The organism is Chryseobacterium cucumeris (assembly GCF_016775705.1).
GTDB lineage: Bacteria > Bacteroidota > Bacteroidia > Flavobacteriales > Weeksellaceae > Chryseobacterium > Chryseobacterium cupriresistens.
Window position 1 is genome coordinate 3917804 of record NZ_CP068760.1, and the last position, 19559, is coordinate 3937362.

General features: G+C 35.6%; 23 protein-coding genes and 1 riboswitch. Of the genes, 9 read left to right on the top strand and 14 right to left on the bottom strand.

Features of this window, described 5'->3' with window-relative positions:
* Positions 1-21 precede the first annotated feature (21 nt).
* The 6 genes from thiS to JNG87_RS17505 form a co-directional block, all read right to left on the bottom strand.
* Positions 22-228, bottom strand: coding sequence for a sulfur carrier protein ThiS (gene thiS / locus JNG87_RS17480; protein ID WP_047377339.1), 207 nt, complete (start codon positions 226-228; stop codon positions 22-24).
* A 57-nt stretch (positions 229-285) separates the two neighbouring features.
* Positions 286-382: riboswitch (TPP riboswitch) on the bottom strand.
* Positions 383-487: 105 nt separating this feature from the next.
* The gene (locus tag JNG87_RS17485) at positions 488-1330 is read right to left on the bottom strand and encodes a hypothetical protein (protein WP_202839970.1); all 843 of its coding nucleotides are present in this window, start codon (positions 1328-1330) and stop codon (positions 488-490) included.
* Positions 1331-1348: 18 nt separating this feature from the next.
* Positions 1349-2026: an RluA family pseudouridine synthase gene (locus JNG87_RS17490; protein ID WP_202839972.1), complete on the bottom strand. Its 678-nt coding sequence runs from the start codon at positions 2024-2026 to the stop codon at positions 1349-1351.
* A gap of 11 nt (positions 2027-2037) precedes the next feature.
* Positions 2038-2352: a hypothetical protein gene (locus JNG87_RS17495; RefSeq protein ID WP_047377337.1), complete on the bottom strand. Its 315-nt coding sequence runs from the start codon at positions 2350-2352 to the stop codon at positions 2038-2040.
* 3 nt (positions 2353-2355) lie between these two features.
* Complete coding sequence (panB, locus tag JNG87_RS17500) at positions 2356-3171, bottom strand: 3-methyl-2-oxobutanoate hydroxymethyltransferase (RefSeq protein WP_110009902.1); 816 nt, start codon at positions 3169-3171, stop codon at positions 2356-2358.
* A gap of 61 nt (positions 3172-3232) precedes the next feature.
* Positions 3233-3946, bottom strand: a complete 714-nt coding sequence (locus tag JNG87_RS17505) for a Crp/Fnr family transcriptional regulator (protein WP_047424695.1) — start codon at positions 3944-3946, stop codon at positions 3233-3235.
* 88 nt (positions 3947-4034) lie between these two features.
* Between JNG87_RS17505 and JNG87_RS17510 the strand changes: the two genes are divergently transcribed.
* The 9 genes from JNG87_RS17510 to JNG87_RS17550 all read left to right on the top strand — a co-directional run bounded on the left by JNG87_RS17510 (position 4035) and on the right by JNG87_RS17550 (position 13617).
* Positions 4035-6413, top strand: a complete 2379-nt coding sequence (locus JNG87_RS17510) for a heavy metal translocating P-type ATPase (protein ID WP_202839973.1) — start codon at positions 4035-4037, stop codon at positions 6411-6413.
* 109 nt (positions 6414-6522) lie between these two features.
* Positions 6523-6735, top strand: coding sequence for a cbb3-type cytochrome oxidase assembly protein CcoS (ccoS, locus tag JNG87_RS17515; protein ID WP_110009904.1), 213 nt, complete (start codon positions 6523-6525; stop codon positions 6733-6735).
* A 21-nt stretch (positions 6736-6756) separates the two neighbouring features.
* Entirely contained in the window at positions 6757-9018 is a 2262-nt protein-coding gene (gene ccoN / locus JNG87_RS17520) for a cytochrome-c oxidase, cbb3-type subunit I (protein ID WP_076595424.1), read from the top strand.
* A gap of 22 nt (positions 9019-9040) precedes the next feature.
* The gene (locus JNG87_RS17525) at positions 9041-9241 is read left to right on the top strand and encodes a cbb3-type cytochrome oxidase subunit 3 (protein WP_002983870.1); all 201 of its coding nucleotides are present in this window, start codon (positions 9041-9043) and stop codon (positions 9239-9241) included.
* A gap of 10 nt (positions 9242-9251) precedes the next feature.
* Positions 9252-10133 carry a cbb3-type cytochrome c oxidase N-terminal domain-containing protein gene (locus JNG87_RS17530; protein WP_062676011.1) on the top strand — a complete coding sequence of 294 codons (882 nt, stop codon included), beginning with the start codon at positions 9252-9254 and terminating at the stop codon, positions 10131-10133.
* A 94-nt stretch (positions 10134-10227) separates the two neighbouring features.
* Positions 10228-11682, top strand: a complete 1455-nt coding sequence (gene ccoG, locus JNG87_RS17535) for a cytochrome c oxidase accessory protein CcoG (RefSeq protein ID WP_202839975.1) — start codon at positions 10228-10230, stop codon at positions 11680-11682.
* A gap of 10 nt (positions 11683-11692) precedes the next feature.
* A complete protein-coding gene (locus tag JNG87_RS17540) occupies positions 11693-12145 on the top strand; it encodes a FixH family protein (RefSeq protein ID WP_114821645.1) in 453 nt (150 codons plus the stop codon).
* Positions 12136-12861: a sulfite exporter TauE/SafE family protein gene (locus tag JNG87_RS17545; protein ID WP_110009909.1), complete on the top strand. Its 726-nt coding sequence runs from the start codon at positions 12136-12138 to the stop codon at positions 12859-12861. The genes JNG87_RS17540 and JNG87_RS17545 overlap by 10 nt, the downstream gene beginning before the upstream one ends.
* Positions 12862-12879: 18 nt before the next feature.
* Positions 12880-13617, top strand: a complete 738-nt coding sequence (locus JNG87_RS17550; protein WP_202839977.1) for a hypothetical protein — start codon at positions 12880-12882, stop codon at positions 13615-13617.
* 91 nt (positions 13618-13708) lie between these two features.
* Here JNG87_RS17550 and JNG87_RS17555 read toward each other — a convergent pair whose 3' ends face one another.
* The 8 genes from JNG87_RS17555 to JNG87_RS17590 form a co-directional block, all read right to left on the bottom strand.
* Positions 13709-14506, bottom strand: coding sequence for a GLPGLI family protein (locus tag JNG87_RS17555; RefSeq protein ID WP_202839979.1), 798 nt, complete (start codon positions 14504-14506; stop codon positions 13709-13711).
* A 5-nt stretch (positions 14507-14511) separates the two neighbouring features.
* On the bottom strand, positions 14512-15120 hold the full coding sequence (locus tag JNG87_RS17560; RefSeq protein WP_202839981.1) for a hypothetical protein: 609 nt from the start codon (positions 15118-15120) through the stop codon (positions 14512-14514).
* Positions 15104-16105, bottom strand: a complete 1002-nt coding sequence (locus JNG87_RS17565; protein WP_202839984.1) for a hypothetical protein — start codon at positions 16103-16105, stop codon at positions 15104-15106. The genes JNG87_RS17560 and JNG87_RS17565 overlap by 17 nt, the downstream gene beginning before the upstream one ends.
* Positions 16080-16277 (bottom strand): hypothetical protein, encoded by a 198-nt coding sequence (locus JNG87_RS17570; protein WP_202839986.1) that lies wholly within the window; start codon positions 16275-16277, stop codon positions 16080-16082. Before JNG87_RS17570 ends, JNG87_RS17565 begins: the two co-directional genes overlap by 26 nt.
* On the bottom strand, positions 16249-17220 hold the full coding sequence (gene gwsG / locus JNG87_RS17575) for a grasp-with-spasm system ATP-grasp peptide maturase (protein WP_202839988.1): 972 nt from the start codon (positions 17218-17220) through the stop codon (positions 16249-16251). The genes JNG87_RS17570 and gwsG overlap by 29 nt, the downstream gene beginning before the upstream one ends.
* Before the next feature lie 51 nt (positions 17221-17271).
* On the bottom strand, positions 17272-17445 hold the full coding sequence (locus JNG87_RS17580) for a hypothetical protein (protein ID WP_202839990.1): 174 nt from the start codon (positions 17443-17445) through the stop codon (positions 17272-17274).
* A gap of 239 nt (positions 17446-17684) precedes the next feature.
* Positions 17685-18953 (bottom strand): serine--tRNA ligase, encoded by a 1269-nt coding sequence (gene serS / locus JNG87_RS17585; RefSeq protein WP_202839992.1) that lies wholly within the window; start codon positions 18951-18953, stop codon positions 17685-17687.
* 65 nt (positions 18954-19018) lie between these two features.
* Positions 19019-19537: a hypothetical protein gene (locus tag JNG87_RS17590; RefSeq protein ID WP_202839994.1), complete on the bottom strand. Its 519-nt coding sequence runs from the start codon at positions 19535-19537 to the stop codon at positions 19019-19021.
* Positions 19538-19559: the final 22 nt, after the last annotated feature.

Genomic DNA, 19559 nt, shown 5'->3' on the forward strand with positions numbered 1-19559 from the left:
TATTGGTATTAAATATGAGAATTAACCGCCCTGAGTGGCAGTGATGATTAACACTGAATCGTTGTTATTGAGGATGGTTTCCGCCCAGACTGACAGCGGAATAATTCGGTTGTTGAGCGCTACAGCAATACCTTTTTTCTTTCCGGGTAACTCAATAGCCAGTAATGCTTCCAGGTTGGCAGGAAGTACATCAAATGTTTTTCGGGTGTGGTTGATTATAAGTTCCATTCCTAATAAATTAAATATACTTTAGGAATGGCCATTATTGTACAATAGAATGTACAGCAAAAGTCATCTACTTTTCCCTACGCTGGTATGATCCAGATCAGGTTCAAAGGGTAAAGTCTCAGTCTGTTGGCAACAGACACCCCTAAAGTTTGGAACGAAGTTAGACATTTTTTTAGAATAAGCAAAATCTTAAATGACTTTAAAGAAAAAAGACCATCTCAATTTTCAGACGGTCTTCAATTTTATTTTAAATAGTTCTTTAGTAAAAAAGCTTCAGCCTTCCATCAGAATTATATTGATTAGTCCAATTTGATTGGCTTAGAAAAAATTCGGAGCTATAAGGTTTAAATTCTTTTGAAATTTTTCTCTGAGGATTATTTTTTGATAATGAAAAGTAGAAATACTCTTCAAAAATACCCAAATTCTTAAATGGATTTTGTGCAGAATCAAAATTATCCAATGTAATTTCATTCGTAATATAAGCATCAATATTATTATGCTTTTCGGTTTTAATTGCCTTTTCTAGATTTCCTGAGGTGTTATAAATAAACTTTTCTACGTAAGTCAAAATATAATCTTGCGGATCAGTTGGATCATACGGAATATTTGGATATTCAGTTAAAATCTCAGTTAACTTTCCTGAAGCATCATAAGTATAGGTCAAATACTTATCCATATATGAATTATAGACCTCTGGAATAACTGCTTTAATAACTCTACCTTGATTATCAAATTCAAACCGTCTTTCCTTCAACTGAACAGTGAAACCAGGATCAGAGCTATAATTTCTCATAATTGCAGTATTTCCTGTATATGTTACCATTGTATAGACAGATTTTGAATAAGAATAAGGAAATCCCGTACCTCCGGAATGTTCCAGCTTGCCTCCTATCTTTTTTATAATCCTTCCCTGAGCATCATATTCGAACATATAATTTTGTTCCAACCCATTAAAGACAGGTGACAAAACAGGATAATTCCATGATATTTTACTTGTATTTTCAGTAATTGTCTGTTGTGAATTATCAAGCGGCAAGTCATCATTGTCTGAACAAGATGTCATAACCAGCAATGTGGCTAATAAAAGTGATTTGAGTTTCATGTTATAGTTATGATATGTTTATTCTTCACAAGCTCTCCAGATCGCATCATTCTGCGGAACAGGAGCTATGATTTCTATGTTTTCTTTAGTAACCGGATGAATAAATTCCAGTTTTCTGGCGTGAAGATTAATACCTCCATCCGGATTAGAGCGAGATGCTCCATATTTTAAGTCTCCTTTAATCGGGACGCCTGTTTTAGACAGCTGAGCCCTGATCTGGTGATGCCTTCCGGTCTCAAGATCAATTTCCAGCAACAAATAATTGTCTAATGTTTTGATCACATGATACGTCAGGATTGCTTCTTTGGCTCCTTCCGTAGCCTTTGGGAAAACAATAGCTTTATTATTTTTTTCGTTTTTCTTTAAATAATGTACCAGTCTCTGGCTTTGCGGAATCATTTCTTTTCCCACGACTGCCCAATATGTTTTTTTCACTTCACGGTTTTTCACCATCTGCGTCAAACGGGAAAGCGCTTTGGATGTTTTTGCATAGATCACCAGTCCGGAAGTTGGGCGGTCTATACGATGAACCAAGCCGAGAAAAACATTTCCCGGCTTAGCATCTCTTATTTTTATAAAGTTCTTGATGGATTCTAATAGTGATTCATCGCCGGTCTTATCGCCCTGTACAAGCTGACCCACCTTTTTATTAATCACCAGAAGATGATTGTCTTCATATATAATCTGCTCCTTCATACCTCTTCAGTCTATCTTCTTCTGTTGGATAATGACAGGATAATCCCTGCCAGAAGGCCTACCGTTTTAACAGCTGAAAGTTTTGAGCCTTCCGGAATAAACGCTCCGAATACACAGATAGCCGCTGCAGCATACATGGCATAAACAAAATTCTTATTGGTAAGCAATGGAGCCTGAATAAAAAAGCTTGCTCCAATCAGAACATAAAATACTTTTCTTGAAAGCAAATGATTAATTTCCGGGGAAAATAAATTAAACCATCCCACGGCCAGACAAATCAAAGCTGCAATAGATAATATTCCCTGAATAGATTGTTGGTTCTGCATGGACTAATAGCTTTCGTTTTCGTTTGGAAACTCTACATTTTTCACATCTTTCACGTATTGAGAAACGGCTCCTGTAATTTCTGTGTAAAGGTCAAGATATCTTCTTAAGAATTTCGGGCTGAAACCTTTGTTCATTCCCACCATATCATGATACACCAAAACCTGTCCGTCGCAATCTGCACCGGCACCGATTCCGATGGTTGGAATAGAGATGCTTTCAGTTACTTTCTTAGCCAAATCAGCAGGAATTTTTTCCAACACAATAGAAAAACAGCCAAGTTCTTCCAGAAGCTGTGCATCAGCAATTAGTTTTTCGGCTTCTGCTTCTTCTTTAGCTCTTACTTTATACGTTCCGAATTTATAGATGGACTGTGGTGTTAATCCCAAATGTCCCATTACCGGAATTCCGGCATTGATAATTTTTTTGATTGACTTGGAGATTTCTTTTCCACCTTCAATTTTCACAGCATGCGCTCCACCTTCTTTCATCATTCTTACCGCAGATTCCAATGCTTTTTCAGGATTACTCTGATAAGTTCCGAAAGGTAAATCCGCTACCACCAAAGCTCTGTCGGTTCCTCTTACCACACTTTGAGCATGATAGATCATTTGATCCAGCGTAATAGGCAATGTGGTTTCAAAGCCAGCCATTACATTCGCTGCAGAGTCTCCAATTAAAATAGCATCTACTCCACCAGCATCTACCATCTTGGCAGTGGTAAAATCATAGGCTGTAAGCATTGTTATTTTTTCCTTGTCGAATTTCATTTTACGCAAGGTTTCAGTCGTAACTTTTTTAATTTCAGAGTGAACAGACATAATTTATCTATTTTTAAAAGTTAAAAAGTCGGCCTTGAGCCGACTTAAGTTTTTGTATGATTTATAAAACTACGTGACCGAGTTTCATGAGTTTGTCGTGATTTAAGATCTTGATATTTCTTCCGTCCACTTCAATCAGACTATCCTGTTTGAATTCCGAGATCAGACGGATGGCACTTTCCGTAGCAGTACCGATAATGTTGGCAATTTCTTCTCTCGTTAAGGAGATTTTAATAAAACCTTCAGGATCTACACCCAACTTCTGTTCAAGAAGCAGCAGAATTTCTGCCAGTCTTTCTCTTACTGTTTTTTGTGCAAGGAAAGTAATGGTGTTGGAAGATTCTCCTAATTCATAAGAAATTTTCTGAAGCATTACGAAGGACAGTTGTGGATCTACTTCCAGAAGATACATAAAGATATCTGCAGGTAAGAAAACACATTCAATATCTGTCATTGCTTCTGCTTTGGCCTGGAAGTTTTCCCCACAAAGCAAAGAACGATAGCCGATGATATCTCCTTCTTTGATAAATCTTAAAATCTGATCTTTCCCGAAAGCTCCTGATTTTGAAAGTTTGGCAGCACCTTTTTCCAGGACAAACACTCCTTTTGGAGTTTCCCCATCCTCAAAAATAGTTTCATGTTTCTGAAAACTCAGTTTCTTTTTGCCATTAATATATTTTTCAAAATCTGCGCTAGAAAGTCTTTCTTTAAATGATTTATCATTAAAAACTCTGGCGAACCTCTCTTCAATTGCTATCTGTTGTTCCTGCGGCATTTTATATGATATTTATCACAAAAATAGAACTTTTTAACGCGATAAACAAAAAAATTTGTTATAATTTTGTAGTTCAATATTTTATGGGGTGAGCGAGAACTGTTTTCATTGTGGTCAAGGTATAGAAAAAGAGAGAATTTTATTTGATGAAAAGACTTTCTGTTGTAATGGATGTAAGTCCGTTTACGAAATTCTGAATTTAAATAATTTAAGCAATTTCTATGAGCTTAATAAAGGAGCAGGAATTCGTCCGAATGATGAAAATTCTACTCAGTTTGATTACCTGGACACACCGGAAATCTTCGAAAAAGTGACTGATTTTTCTGAAGGAAACACCAGCCTCGTCACTTTCAAAATCCCTGTAATACACTGTTCCTCATGTATCTGGCTACTGGAAAGTCTGCATACGTTAAATAAGCATATCAAATATTCTCAGGTTAACTTCACAAGGAAGACTTTGCAGATTTCATTCAACCATAATGATCTGAAATTGAGCGAACTTGCTAATTTCTTAACCAATCTGGGATACAAACCTGTTATCAGTCTTGAAACTGCTGAAAAAAATGTAGACCACCTTGATAAATCTTTGCTGGTAAAATTTGCTATTGCAGGTTTTGCCTTCGGAAACGGTATGTTTCTCGCCTTTCCCGAATACGTAGGAGGAGAAGATTACTGGATGGAACATTACAAGGGGCTTTTCAGAACACTGATGTTCTTACTGGCATGTCCTGTAGTATTTTATTCGGCTTCAGATTATTACAAATCCGCATGGTACGGATTAAAAAATAAAATCGTCAACATAGATGTTCCTATTGTACTGGGAATTTTTGTTCTTTTCGGGAGAAGTATTTATGAAGTGGTGACGGATTACGGTCCGGGATATTTTGATACCCTTTGCGGTCTTCTTTTCTTCATGCTGATGGGGAAAATTTTTCAGAAAAGAACGTACAGTGCTCTTTCTTATGACCGAGACTATAAATCGTTCTACCCAATTGCCGTAACGAAGGTAGACTTTGAGGGAAAACAGGAAAATATCCTTCTTTCCGCAGTAAAAGTAGGAGACAGAATTTTAGTTAGAAATCAGGAAATCATTCCGGTAGATGCGATTCTTATTAACGGAGAAGGAAATATCGACAACAGCTTTATTACCGGAGAAAGTGAAAGCATCAGTAAACAGCCGGGCGATAAAATCTTTGCCGGAGGTAAGCAGATCGGGTCATCTCTGGAGCTGGAAGTTATTAAAGATGTAGACCAGAGTTACCTTACTCAGCTTTGGAATAAAGAAGCTTTCAAAAAACATGAAACCGGGCTGGATACATTGACAAACAGCATCAGTAAATATTTCACATTCATCATTTTAGGTATTGCTCTGGCTGCTGGAATCTATTGGGCATTTATTGATTTGGAGAAAATGTTTCAGGTTATTTCTGCCATTCTGATCATTGCATGCCCTTGCGCACTTGCACTGTCTGCGCCGTTCACTTTCGGTCACATTATGAGGATTTTAGGCCGAAATAAGTTTTATGTAAAAGATACTTTAACGATTGAAAAAATCGCGAAACTTGATACGATTGTTTTTGACAAAACAGGAACCATTACACACAGAAAGAAATCAAATATCAAATACGAAGGATCTGAGATCAGCGAATTTGACTCTTTGAATATCAAAACTTTATTAAAAAATTCCAACCACCCGCTTTCAAAATCATTGTACGAATTCATAGAGGTGAACGATGAATATTTCCCTGTAGAGAAGTTTGTTGAAATTTCAGGAAAAGGATATGAAGCCAGTGTAAGAGGAAATCTGTATAAAATTGGTTCTGCCCGCTACAACAACCAGGAACCTAAAAATCTTGAAACAGCCGTTTATATCAGTAAAAATGGTGAATACCTGGGTAAATTCATCTTTAAAAACGAATATCGTCCAAGACTGAAAGAACTTTTCACAAAACTTACCCACTACAAAATATTTATCCTGAGCGGAGACAACTCCTCAGAAGAAAACCAGCTTAAAGAGCTTATTCCGAATTACAAAGGAATGGCCTTTAATCAAAGCCCGGAAGACAAACTGAACTACATCAAATCCCTTCAGGATCAGCACTTAAAAGTGGCAATGCTTGGAGACGGGCTTAATGATGCGGGAGCCTTAAAACAAAGTAATGTAGGAATCGCCATTGCTGATGACACGAACAGTTTTACCCCGTCTTCCGATGTCATTATGAACGGAGATAAAGTAGTTACTCTTGACAATTATCTGAACGTTTGCAAGGGTTCCATCACGATTGTGAAAATGACATTTATAATCAGTTTTCTATACAATATTGTTGGTTTAAGTTACGCTGTTACAGGCCATATGCATCCGCTCTTCGCAGCAATCATTATGCCAATCAGTTCGATTACAGTGGTTACCTTTACTACAGTTTCAACCTGGATTTTAGGTCGTAAATATTTCAAAAAACAGGCGTAAAAGCCCTTATTTAGACTGATTTTAAATTAGCTGAAATCGGCATTTCGTGATGAATGTCATTATTTTTCACTAAATTTGAACCCCGAAAATAGGTTAATTTTGTTGTCCAATGGATATTCTATATTTAATGATCCTCTGCAGTGTTTCTTTGGCTGCGATTTTCTTGGTCGTATTTATAGTGTATGCCCGAAAAGGACAGTTTGAAGATGATGAATCTCCGGCTGTCAGAATCCTCTTTGATGACGAAAAAGTTGAAGAAAAAGATGAAACCGGCAACAAAAATAAAGACGAAAAAGAAATAGGAGAAAATAATAAAAATTGAGAAAAATAGTGAATAGTTGATATGGAAACACAGAAGTTTAGTTATGACAATAGTATTGTCCGTGCGTTCCTTTATGCGACCTTAGTTTTCGGTCTCATCGGATTTACGTTCGGGCTTACGGCGGCATTAATGCTTTTCTACCCTGAATTACCTGAATTCTTTTTCGGGACGGATGACACAACCATTAAAAGTTTGGCATCTGGTAATATTGAAGGGTTAATAAACACTCATGGTGCATTTGGTTTTGGTAGAATCAGGATGCTGCACACCAATACCGTAATCTTTGCATTCGTTTGTAACATCGTTTACACGGGTATTTATTACTCATTACAAAGATTATTAAAAACAAGAATGTACAGTGACACCTTGTCTTGGCTACATTTCTGGACCTGGCAGTTTATGATCGTTGCTACGTTCGTTACATTCTTTATGGGGATTAATACCTCTAAAGAATATGCTGAACACGAGTGGCCGATCGACATATTGATCGCATTCTCATGGATCATTTTTGGTATCAATATGTTCCTGACTATTTCTAAGAGAAGAGTGAGACACCTTTATGTAGCCATCTGGTTCTACATCGGTACCTGGATTGCAGTAGCAATGCTTCACATCTTCAACAACCTTGAAGTACCTTTATCTTTCACAGGCTGGAAATCTTATTCAGCATATGCAGGGGTAAAAGATGCTATTGTACAGTGGTGGTATGGACACAATGCGGTTGCATTCGTATTGACGACTCCGGTTCTTGGTTTAATGTATTACTTCCTTCCGAAGGCTGCAGACAGACCGGTATTCTCTTATAAACTGTCTATTATTCACTTCTGGTCATTAATTTTCGTATATATCTGGGCTGGTCCTCACCACCTTCAGTATACAGCTCTTCCGGCTTGGGCTCAGGCGGTAGGAACAGGTTTCTCTATCATGCTTATTGCACCATCATGGGGAGGTATGTTAAATGGTCTTCTTACGCTGAGAGGAGCTTGGGATAAAGTAAGAGAAAATCCTATCCTTAAGTTCTTCGTAGTAGCTGTTACCTGTTATGGTATGGCAACGTTTGAAGGACCGCTTTTGGCAACTAAAAACATCAACAAAATTGGTCACTTTACAGACTGGGTTATCGGTCACGTACACTTAGGAGCTCTTGGATGGAATGGTTTCATGGCATTCGGGGTTATCTATTACCTGGTACCAATCATGTGGAGAACAAAACTTTGGTCTGTAAAATTAGCTAACTGGCATTTCTGGTTAGGTACTTTAGGAATCATTTTCTATGCAGTTCCAATGTATATTTCAGGATTTACACAAGGATTAATGTGGAAGCAGTTCAACCCGGATGGAACCTTATTATGGAAAAACTGGCTGGATACGGTAACGGCAATTATTCCTTACTTCAAAATGAGATTCGTAGGAGGTTTATTCTATATCTCAGGATCTATCCTGATGATTGTAAACGTAATTGCTACAGTAAGAAAAGGATCATTCCAGAAAGAAGTTCCTGCTGAAGCTCCAGCGTTGGCAAACATCAGCAAAAACAGAAAAGAAGGAGAAGGTACTCACCTTTGGCTGGAAAGAACTCCGGTATTATTAGGTATCTTATCTTTCATCACGATATCAATCGGTAGTTCAATTGAAATTATTCCAACACTATCTCTTAAGAAAAGTGTACCTACGATTTCTGCGGTAAAACCTTATTCACCGCTGGAACTTGAAGGTAGAGATATTTATATCCGTGAAGGATGTAACGCTTGTCACTCTCAGATGATCAGACCGTTCAGAGATGAGATCACAAGATTCAACGGTAAAAACGGACAGTACTCCAAAGCTGGAGAATTCGTATACGACAGACCATTCCTATGGGGTTCTAAGAGAACAGGACCGGATTTACATAGAGAAGGAGGTAAAAACCCAAGTTCTTGGCACTACAAACACATGTATAACCCAAGATCTACTTCTGCTGGTTCTATCATGCCTCGTTACCCTTGGTTAATTGCTACTGACTTAGACAGAACTAAGATGGTAGACAAGATGAAGCTGATGAAGAATGTGTTTGATGTACCTTATACTAAGGCTGAAATCGATTCTGCAGACAAATGGGCTAACAACCAATCGGCAAAAATTGTGAAAGATATCTTCTCTGAAGCTAATGACCTTAAGCAGGCTTATGCTAAGAGACCTCAGGGAGAACTAGAGAAAAAAGAAATTGTAGCTCTTATTTCTTATCTTCAAAGATTAGGTACAGATATCAAAACAACTGAAATCAAAACAGCAAGTAATAACTAAAAAACATTAAAAAGTTCATACTATGATTCCTCAGAACTTTAAAGATATATTATCCAATACTGAAAATGCTGGCTTCTACCAGACACTGGCTCTGATTTTCTTTATGCTGTTCTTCATAGCTTTAGTAATCTATGTTTTTAGCAGACCTAAAAAATATTACAAAGAAGAAGAAGAGGCACCTCTTGGGGATGATGAAGATGACGATTTTAATTTAAAAAATTAAACTATTTTTTATGAAACAAAGAACACCTGTTGTTATAAACATCTTAATAATAATCGGACTTTTAATAGTTTTTTATTATTTATTTGTACAGAGCTACGCGTTCCTTTCTTCACCTTACTTCTGGGGAACTGTTGTGATCGCTGGTATCCTGGCTTACATTCATGGAGCTATCGGAGACCTTATTGAGAACAACAAATTCAAGAAATTATCTCCTGAGGAAAAGGCAGCTTATTTAGCTGAAAAGAAAGTTCCTTATTTCAAAAGATTGTACCAAAGTGCATTCAAAAAGCAATCTGCTTCTGAAGAAAAGGATATCCTTATCGACCACGGTTTCGACGGAATCATGGAGCTGGATAACCAATTACCAAAATGGTGGGTAGGTTTATTCTATTTTGGGACCGCTTTTTGTATTGTATATATTGCAGCTTACTCTTTCACAGACTTCGCTCACCCGTTAAGCGAATATGAAAAAGAATATAAAGAGCAGTTGGCAAGTATTGAAGAATATCAGAAATCTCAGCCTCCTGTAACGATTGAAACAGCTAAGTATTCAGCTGATAACATTGCAGAAGGTAAAGAATTATTCAAAACAAACTGTGCATCTTGTCACAAAGAAGACGGTAGTGGAGGTATCGGGCCAAACCTTACTGATAACTACTGGATCAACCAGCCTGAGAAAACGTTATTCAAAAACGTATTCCATATGGACTGGAATGGTTCTCCTACTAACCCTGCCATGAGAGCATTCGGTAAAAACGGAGAAGTTTCAGGTGCAGAGATTGAGAAGATTGCAGCGTATGTATATCACATCAACCAGGAACAACCACCAGTGACTCCGGCTCAGGGAGGAGCAGCTCCTCAAGGAACTGAAGCGCATTGGGAAAAAGAATAATTTAAAAAATTAGAAACATATGAAAAAAACATAATTTGTTATTAGATTAAAATAGTAACGAATTATGTTTTTTCTTTTTTAAAACCTATTACATATGTCAGACATAGAAGATATAGAAGTACGCGGCGGACAGGGACAGGTTCTGGACCCTGAGACTTACAGAGATTCTATAGGGACAATGGAGCAATCCGGAAAAAGAAAATGGGTCTTTCCAAGAAAACCTAAAGGAAAGTACACCAACTATAGAAACATTGTAAGCTATTTACTATTAATTATTTATTTTACATTACCATTCATCAAAATCAATGGAAACCCATTGCTGATGTTTAATGTAATAGACAGGGAGTTTTTCATTTTTGGACAGCCTTTCTATCCACAGGACTTTTTTATCCTTACTTTAGGTGCTATTGCCTCTTTAATCTTTATTATTGTTTTTACGATTGCGTTCGGAAGAATTTTCTGCGGGTGGATCTGCCCTCAGACAATTTTTATGGAATCGATATTCCGTAAAATCGAATATCTGATTGAAGGTGACCGAAATAAGCAGATGAAGCTGGACAGACAGGAGTGGAACAGCGAGAAGATCTGGAAAAGAAGTTTGAAATGGACTATTTATGTCATCATTTCACTCATTATTACCCACTTTATGTTTATGTATATCGTAGGATATGAAGAAGTATTTAAAATTGTTGGGGAAGGGCCATTTGCACATCCTACCAATTTTATTGTAATGATTCTTCTTACCGCAGCATTTTACTTTGTATTTGCGTGGTTCAGAGAGCAGGTTTGTACATTGGTTTGTCCTTACGGAAGACTTCAGGGTGTATTGATCGATAAAGATACTATCAATGTTTTCTATGACTTCAAAAGAGGAGAAAACAGAGCAAAATGGAGAAAGGGCGAAGATCGTAAAGCTGCAGGAAAAGGTGATTGTATCGACTGCCATCAATGTGTTGTGGTATGTCCTACGGGAATTGACATCAGAGACGGACAACAGTTGGAATGTATCAACTGTACCGCATGTATTGATGCCTGCGATGAAGTAATGGAAAAAGTAGGCCTTCCGAAAGGATTGATCCGGTATGCATCTGAAAATGAAATTGAGAAAGAAACTCAGTTTAAGTTTACAGGAAGAATGAAAGGGTTCTCTATATTCCTGTTACTTCTTGTAGGATTCTTAGGATATCTTCTTTACAGCCGTGGTGAGATGGAGGCTAAATTCATTAAACCTGCGGGAAGTACATTCTTTGTGAGAGACGGTAAAATTACCAATACTTATAATTATACCTTCCTTAATAAAACGAACGAGAAAAAGATCGTTACCATTAAAGTGATTGATCCGGCACATGGTGAAATTACTTACAGTGCATCAAGCAAGATTCAGGTAGACAGAGATAAAATTTCCAAGGGAACCATCAATATCAGCTTCCCTGAAAATGATATGAAACTCTCTAAACAGAATATAACAATCGGTGTTTACGATATGAAAGGTAAGCTGATTGATTCATACCAGACTTATTTTGAAGGACCTTTTAAACTGCAATTTTAATTAGAAAAGAATGAAGAACTTTAGTTGGGGACACGGTGTTGTAATTGCATTATTAGCATTTATAGTTTTTATATTATCCATGATGTTTCTTTTCCCGAACGGACAGAAGAATTCTGAAATGGTAACCGATAATTATTACGAAGAAGAATTGAAGTACCAGGATGTGATTGATGCTAAGAAAAAAGCAGATGATCTTCAGGAAAAACCTGCATACAGCCAGGATACCAAAGGCATTACAATTACTTTTCCAAAAGAATATAATAATTCAAATACTACGGTAAAATTTGTTTTAAACAGAACCGACGACCAGAATTTAGACATTAAAAAATCTGTACAGCTTGATGCCAGCCAGTCTTTCACCATTCCTGCACAGGTATTGAAAGTAGGAAACTATACGTTAAGATTAAGCTGGACAAAAGATAAAACAGACTACCGAATGGATTATGACGTGATATGGAAATAGGACTTATTGTATCGGCTATTGCGTTAGGATTTGCTTCCGGTTTTCACTGTATCGGAATGTGCGGACCTATTGCTTTATCGATGGGATTAACCAAAAAACAGGCTGCCAATTTCTATCTTCAGAACCTTACTTATCAATTCGGAAGAATTTTCACCTACTCCTTATTGGGTGCTCTTCTGGGGATTATCGGGCAGGGATTTGAAATGGCAGGATTTCAGAAATATCTTACCATTACTGCCGGGGTTCTTCTGATCATTATGGCTGTATTTTCATTTGGTGGAAAAGATTTTGCTTCAAAAATTCCTTTCCTATCCAAGTTTCTGTACAGTGTAAAAATGAATTTAGGAAAATTACTTCAGAAAGCGGATTACCGTTCGAGATTTACAACAGGTCTATTAAATGGCTTTTTACCATGCGGAATGGTGTATATGGCACTTACCGCCAGCCTCGCAGGAGGAGGAATATGGCAGGGAGCTTTATATATGGCTTTATTTGGTTTGGGAACCCTTCCGTTCATGTTTGCCATTGTTTTGGCCGGAAATCTCATGAATCAGGCTTTCAGAGTAAAAGTTTTAAAAGCAGTTCCGGTGATTATGATTATTTTGGGAGGATTATTCATTCTGAGAGGTCTTGAGCTGGGAATACCGTATGTTTCTCCTAAGGCGGAAGCCATGACGATTATGAAAGATCCGAACGGAGCAGTTAACTGCCATTAATTTGTATTTAAACCTACCATGAAGAAAACCATCATCTTATTTCTGATAAGTCTTTTTACATTACAATCCTGCAGTGTGAATTCTGAAATTGTATATCATAAGGATGCCGCTTCTACTTCTGTTACCGATATCGATACAAAAGAATTTATGTCGGAAATGATGGCAATGACACCGGATTCCTTAAAGCAGAAAGAATTCGGAGAAATGGATAAGCTTCCGACTGCCTGGACAAGTATGTATGATCTTGCCAAACAGGAAGGAAAATTGAAAACTGAAAATCCGGATTCGGTTCGGATTATGAAAAAGGTCTTCATGAAATCAACAAAGGAAGATCAGAAGCTGGCTGGATTTTCTTTCAAAATGGAGCATTTTACTGCGGAAGATTATCAGGCTCTGAAAAACTTTACAAAAACTGAAAAAATACCTCTGGATCAAAATATTTACAATAATTGGGACGGAAAGACTTTAACGATTAATACAGATAATTTTAATCTTAAAAGTATTGAAGAAGCTATCAAAACCAAAAGCTCAAAGGAAGAAGCTGAGAAAGTAGCAGGTATGATGGTCATGTTTTTCAAAAATATAGGAACTACATTAAAGTTTGAAAATAAAATAAAGTCAATTTCAGGAAAGCATGACTGGGTGAAGCAGATTGATGATCATTCCATAAGAATAGAATATGATCTGAAAGCTATTTATGATAATGATGCAAAACTCAAAAACGCTGATAAAAAGATTATTATCGTTACAGAATAAAGTAAAAACCACCAAGATTCAGTGGAATTAAATATGAATTAGTCAATACTTAATCTGGCAGTTATTATCTAATTGAAGCAAATCAATACTATTAAGGGTATTTAATAGCATCCATTAGTTCAATAGGATTATTCTTCATTTTTATATCCTTTTGTTTAAGTTCTGTAAGTTGATTAAAATTCGGAGTTACCTGTCTTCCAGATTCATCTACTACCTTCACGACTGCCTTTCCTGCTTTTAGTTCTTTATAAGGATCATTATAGTAGTCCAGATAAGCCTTTGTTAACTGTTTTCTAGTAACGGGAATAGTTTCAGCTATTGGGTCCACTGCCCCAACATCCTTCCTCAATTCAGTCATTATAAAAATATAATTATTACCGGAATCTCTCATATCTATAATTAAACCAGGTAAAGAATTAAAAATATAAGGTCCTTCCTGAAAAGGAATATCTTTTGCAAACCATGCTTCCCAATTTCTTCCTTTATAATTTAGTTTAGCTTTCTGGCAGGTAACATCATGTATCTTTCTCACTTCTTCAGTAATCTTCCAATCAAACTTAGGAGCATTTTCCTTGAAAGAATATCTGTCTAGACCTATTACAAAATATTTTTCAATAGTTTTATCCTTGTTGTTCTTGATTACCGCAAAATCATAATCTGATGCCTTTTTTCTAATCTGATTAGTTCCTAATGAATCAATATGATACAAATTATAGGAGTAAAATTTAGAAATATCATCTTTTACATCCAAAATCATCTTTTTTTTAATTGTTTCATCCTTAGTGGAATCCATTTTATAAGTCATCTGATAATCTACCCTATATGTCTGTCCTCGTAGAAAAGACATGGATACCAAAATAATAAAAAGGATCAGAATTGCTTTTTTCATCTTCGTTAGTTAAGAGGTTCAATATAACCATTCCATAGAGAATGATTGATATTAAAAAACATAGTATTTATTTCTCTGTTAAACCATTGATAATCCAAATCTTTAGAATAATCGGGATTATTAATAGATACAAACCTTATTAGTCCACCTTTCACTGTTTTGTAGAAATCATAGACTTGAAATTTACCGAAATGATATCGGGAAAAAAATTGAGCCCCATTTTCATTGAATTTAACGTTTACATACAATTTTTTAATATCCTCAGTACTTATATCTTTATAAAAAAAACCTAAAATATTCGAAAACGTTGGCTGATCTGTATACATGAAGAGAAATTGTTCTCCATTTTTTTGACCAAGCTTGTATTGCAATAGTTTATGCATTTCTGAATTTTTAAAATAAATATACCGCTTATCTACTTTCTTAAACCGATAATCTCCATAAGTATAGAATGGTATATTTTGTTTTCCTTCATCAAAGGTTAAAATAAATTTTTCATATCTGTCCGGATGATCAGTCTCCACTTTTTGCTGTCCATTGAAATAATAATAATTCTTACAGCTTGTTAAGGAAAACAGAAATATTACTACTATTATTCTAAGTAAACCATTCATTAGTATTGGGATTATAATTACAATTTATAAAATACATCTTCTTTTTATCATCATATGTGGGGATAAAATTTGCTGTACACGCATATTTCAGTTCACATTTTCTACATGGCATAATTTTATCTCTTTTTATATTCCATATCTCTGAAAGAAGGAATAAATTATTTTCGATATCCGTGTCTAATATATAGCCATATTCTTTTACATCAACAGAATTCAGTTGCAACATTCCATCTGCATTTACAAAAACGGTCTTATACAATCCAAGATTTGCATTTTTGCCCGTAAGAAAAGCCCTATGGTTTATTGATATAGCATTTATGCCTGCTCTAGGGAACAGAAATTCCTCTTCGTTATATTCAAAAAAATATGATTTAACGTTATAAATTTCTATACTTTCCGAATAAGGAGAACTATAGAAATACACATTTTTTAGTCTTTGCTCCTTAATTATATTTGTATTAAAATCTTTCTGGTAGGATAATGATATAGAAAGACTGATAACACAGCTTTGCTTCAGTACATGGGTAAATTCTAAAATTTGTTCCCAATTAGTTCCAGGAGATAAATGAAGATGAAGACATTTTACTCCTAAATATTCAATTCTTTCTGCAATCGTCTTGGAGTTCCTTACTATGAATTCGGACAAGACAATAGTCATATATTCAATTTTAGAAGTATCGTCATTAAAGCATTTATGAGAAAGCTTTGGAAAGTGATCTTCTAAAGAAAAAAAAATAAACTCTTTTTGAATAAGAAGTTCCAAATACTCCCAAGCTACTTCATTATCACCCCATTCATCTATAATAATTTGAACAGATTTCTTATTTATATAACTTATAAAATCAACTAAAGAGTTAGGAACCAACTCAATATCATCTCTCTGCAAATCATAAATGGCACCTCTTGCAGAACCTTTAACCGGTATGCAGCATGAAAATAGAAATAGTTTTTTATCCCAGTTATGTTTTAGGCAGGTTAATTCCATCTTTAAAAGTTCTTAGACACAAAATTTCAGATTGGTATTTTTTAGCTTCAATTTTCCTAATTAAAGGTCCAGAATGAGTAAATTTTGTTCCAGATTCGACAACTTGTGAAAATATCGGAGGTAACAGTTTTTTCCTTATTGGGTTAACTTCCTGAAGAAGAGTTTTTTTCATGATTCATTTTCTTTAATAATAAAGCCATTTCGTAATGTAGATTGTAGTTGCATCGGTAAGAGGTCATTCTAAACTGGCCAAAAGGATTAACCTCTAAAAAATAGTATTCACCATCTATTCCTTTTATAATATCTATTGATCCAGTTTGTAGATTTAATGCTTTCATCAGTTTTGTAACTTTCCTGTCGAGATCTTTAGGTATCTGATAACGAGTAAATCGGTTGGGCTTCTCTTGGTTATAATTTCTGAAATCAACAGACGTTGTTGGATCATTTTGAGAAAATATTGCCATCGAATAATTTTTTCCTTTGAGATGAAAAACCCTAAGTTCATATTCTTTAATAACCTGTTCCTGAAATAAGCCCGGAAAAAAGGAATCTGTAGGATTATTGTATTCAAATGTCATTATAGGGAAATTTTTATTTTTATAGTGAATCGCTTTACCTTCATTTAGAGATTTAGTAATCCATAATCGACTATCATTTTCAAGTTGATTGGTAACAACTGTAAAAGGGATATTAAGACCTGCTGTTTTTGCTTTTGTAAGCACTGTGATCTTACTTAAATCTCTCACTGCTATATAATGATTCACCCATTTCTTATTTCTAAGGGAAAAAAGAATTACATCTAAAACACCTGAATATTCTGAATATAAATATTGCAACATGTCTAAAGAAAGATCTTCTTCAAACATTTCTTTATATTTATCAAAATTTCCCCATTTTCGATACCACACAGTTGTTATCACTGAAACATCTATTTTCCCAAAGAATTCATTTTGAATGATTAACTGTCCGTGAGAATTTACAGCATAATACATCTGTGTTTTTCCATTGAACAGATCTATATCATTTAAGCGTATATATGGCTCTCCCATATTGTTTAGATGTTCTATAACAACATTTGTATCATCATCCCATGAAGTAGATAAAATTAAAATCATAATAAAAAGGGTTGATTCTCATTCCGGAAACAACCCTATAAGTTTTTTTAATTAACATCCGTCCGATGCACCAGAAGGTATTACAACACTCTCAAGCACATAAGGGTCATTAGCAGTTCCTGAACCACTACATACTCCCTCAGGAAGTAATCTACCTCCATGGATTTGTTTCAGACTACCTGTTGTAAGTACTTTTCCACTCTTTAATGATTTTAGTTTTCTCATAGTAATTTACTTTGTTTTTGGTCCTACTCTATAAGCTTTTCGGATTCCGCTTATCACGAATATATAAAAAAAAATAAATCCTCACAAAATGAATAATAATAAAATTTTACTTTTTTTTATTATGTTAACAAATTATCCGATAAAAAATAGAATATAAATTAAAAAAAATAAACAATTATTAAAGAAATAAAAAACCCTTCCAATACTGGAAGGGGAGTCATTCTATACGTAAGATATTTTTAGTTGATAACATCAAACCTTGCATATTCCGCAACCTTCTTAGGAAGCTTGATTCCTTCCGGTGTCTGGTTATTCTCCAGCAATGCAGCCATAATTCTTGGTAATGCCATTGCGGATCCGTTCAGGGTGTGAACCAGCTGAGATTTACCATCTCCTTTGTAACGGCATTTCAATCTGTTGGCCTGGAATGTTTCAAAGTTAGACACTGAGCTTACTTCCAGCCACATTTCCTGAGCGGCACTCCAAACTTCAAAGTCATAAGTCATGGCAGATGCAAAACCTGTATCACCACCGCAAAGCCTTAAAACTCTGAACGGAAGTTCAAGATCTGTAAGAATTTCTTTGATATGCTCTACCATTTCTTCCAAAACAGCATAAGAATTTTCAGGTTTTTCAATTCTTACAATTTCTACTTTTTCAAACTGGTGAAGACGGTTCAATCCTCTTACATGGGCGCCATAGCTTCCCGCTTCTCTTCTGTAACACTGAGAGAATGCCGTATTCTTAATCGGAAGATCTTTCTCATCAAGTAATACATCGCGGTAAAGGTTCGTTACAGGAACTTCTGCCGTAGGGATCAAATATAATTTATCTTCATTGATATAATACATCTGTCCTTCTTTATCCGGAAGCTGTCCGGTTCCAAAACCAGAGGCTTCATTCACAACGTGAGGAGGATTCACTTCTGTGTATCCTTTTTCCACATTTTTATCTAAGAAATACTGAACCAGAGCTCTCTGTAATCTTGCTCCTTTACCTAAATAAACAGGAAAACCGGCTCCGGCAATTTTTACTCCCAATTCAAAGTCGATAAGGTTGTATTTTTTTGCCAGTTCCCAATGAGGAATAGCTCCTTCACCAAGACCCTCTACCGGATGAGACTGAAAAATAATTTCGTTATCATCAGCAGAAGCACCACTCTTTACCAATTCGTTTGGAATATTGGGAAGCTGATACAGAATATTCAGTAAATCGTTTTCTTTACCTTCTAACTGGGATTTCAATTCTGAGCTCGACTCTTTGTATTGTGCTGTTTTAGACTTTGCAGATTCCGCTTCTTCTTTTTTCCCTTCTTTCATCAAAAGACCGATTTCTTTCGAAATTTTGTTGATTTCGGAAAGCTGGGAATCTAGTTCAAACTGGATTCTTTTTCTTTCGTCATCGGCAGCGATAGCCTCGTCTACCAACTCAAGATTTTTGAATTGTCTTTTCTTAAGACCTTCTAAAACGCGTTCTTTGTTGTCGCGCAAAAAATTGACTTGTAACATTTTATTTAGATGTTAAATATTAGATATTAGCTTATAATCAGCTAACTGTTGTACAAATTTAAAAATTATTTTGTGACCGTGACAGTATTTATCGAAGTTGGTGCATTGGCCTCTTTTGAAAATACCGGAACTCTGTTATACAGAACTTTTGAAACCTGGAATACCGTTGGGGTATTGCGATACTGAATTTCCAAAGTATCAATCACATTATCGCTTGCATTTGTGCTTTTTGTATACGTAATCTTCATTCGGGAATAATAGGAGGTTCCTGTTCCGGGATTATCCGGGCTGATGGAATCCAGTCTCCTTCTTTTGGCTCCTGCCAGATATTCCATATAAAACAATGAATCTGTAGTCATTTTCAATGAAATATTTATCGGAGCAATATCTTTAGTTCCAAAAATATCATTCACAGAATACCCTGTAAAAGATCCTGTTTTCTTACTGTTCAGCAAATCCTGACCAGCACTGTTCCTGATATAGATATTCATTAACTGATCAATCCTCTGCAAAGAATCATCATCACTTTTACAACTGATCAGTGCAAAAACCGCTACAAGTATACACCAAAAATATTTCATCATAAATACAAAGGTAAAATATTAA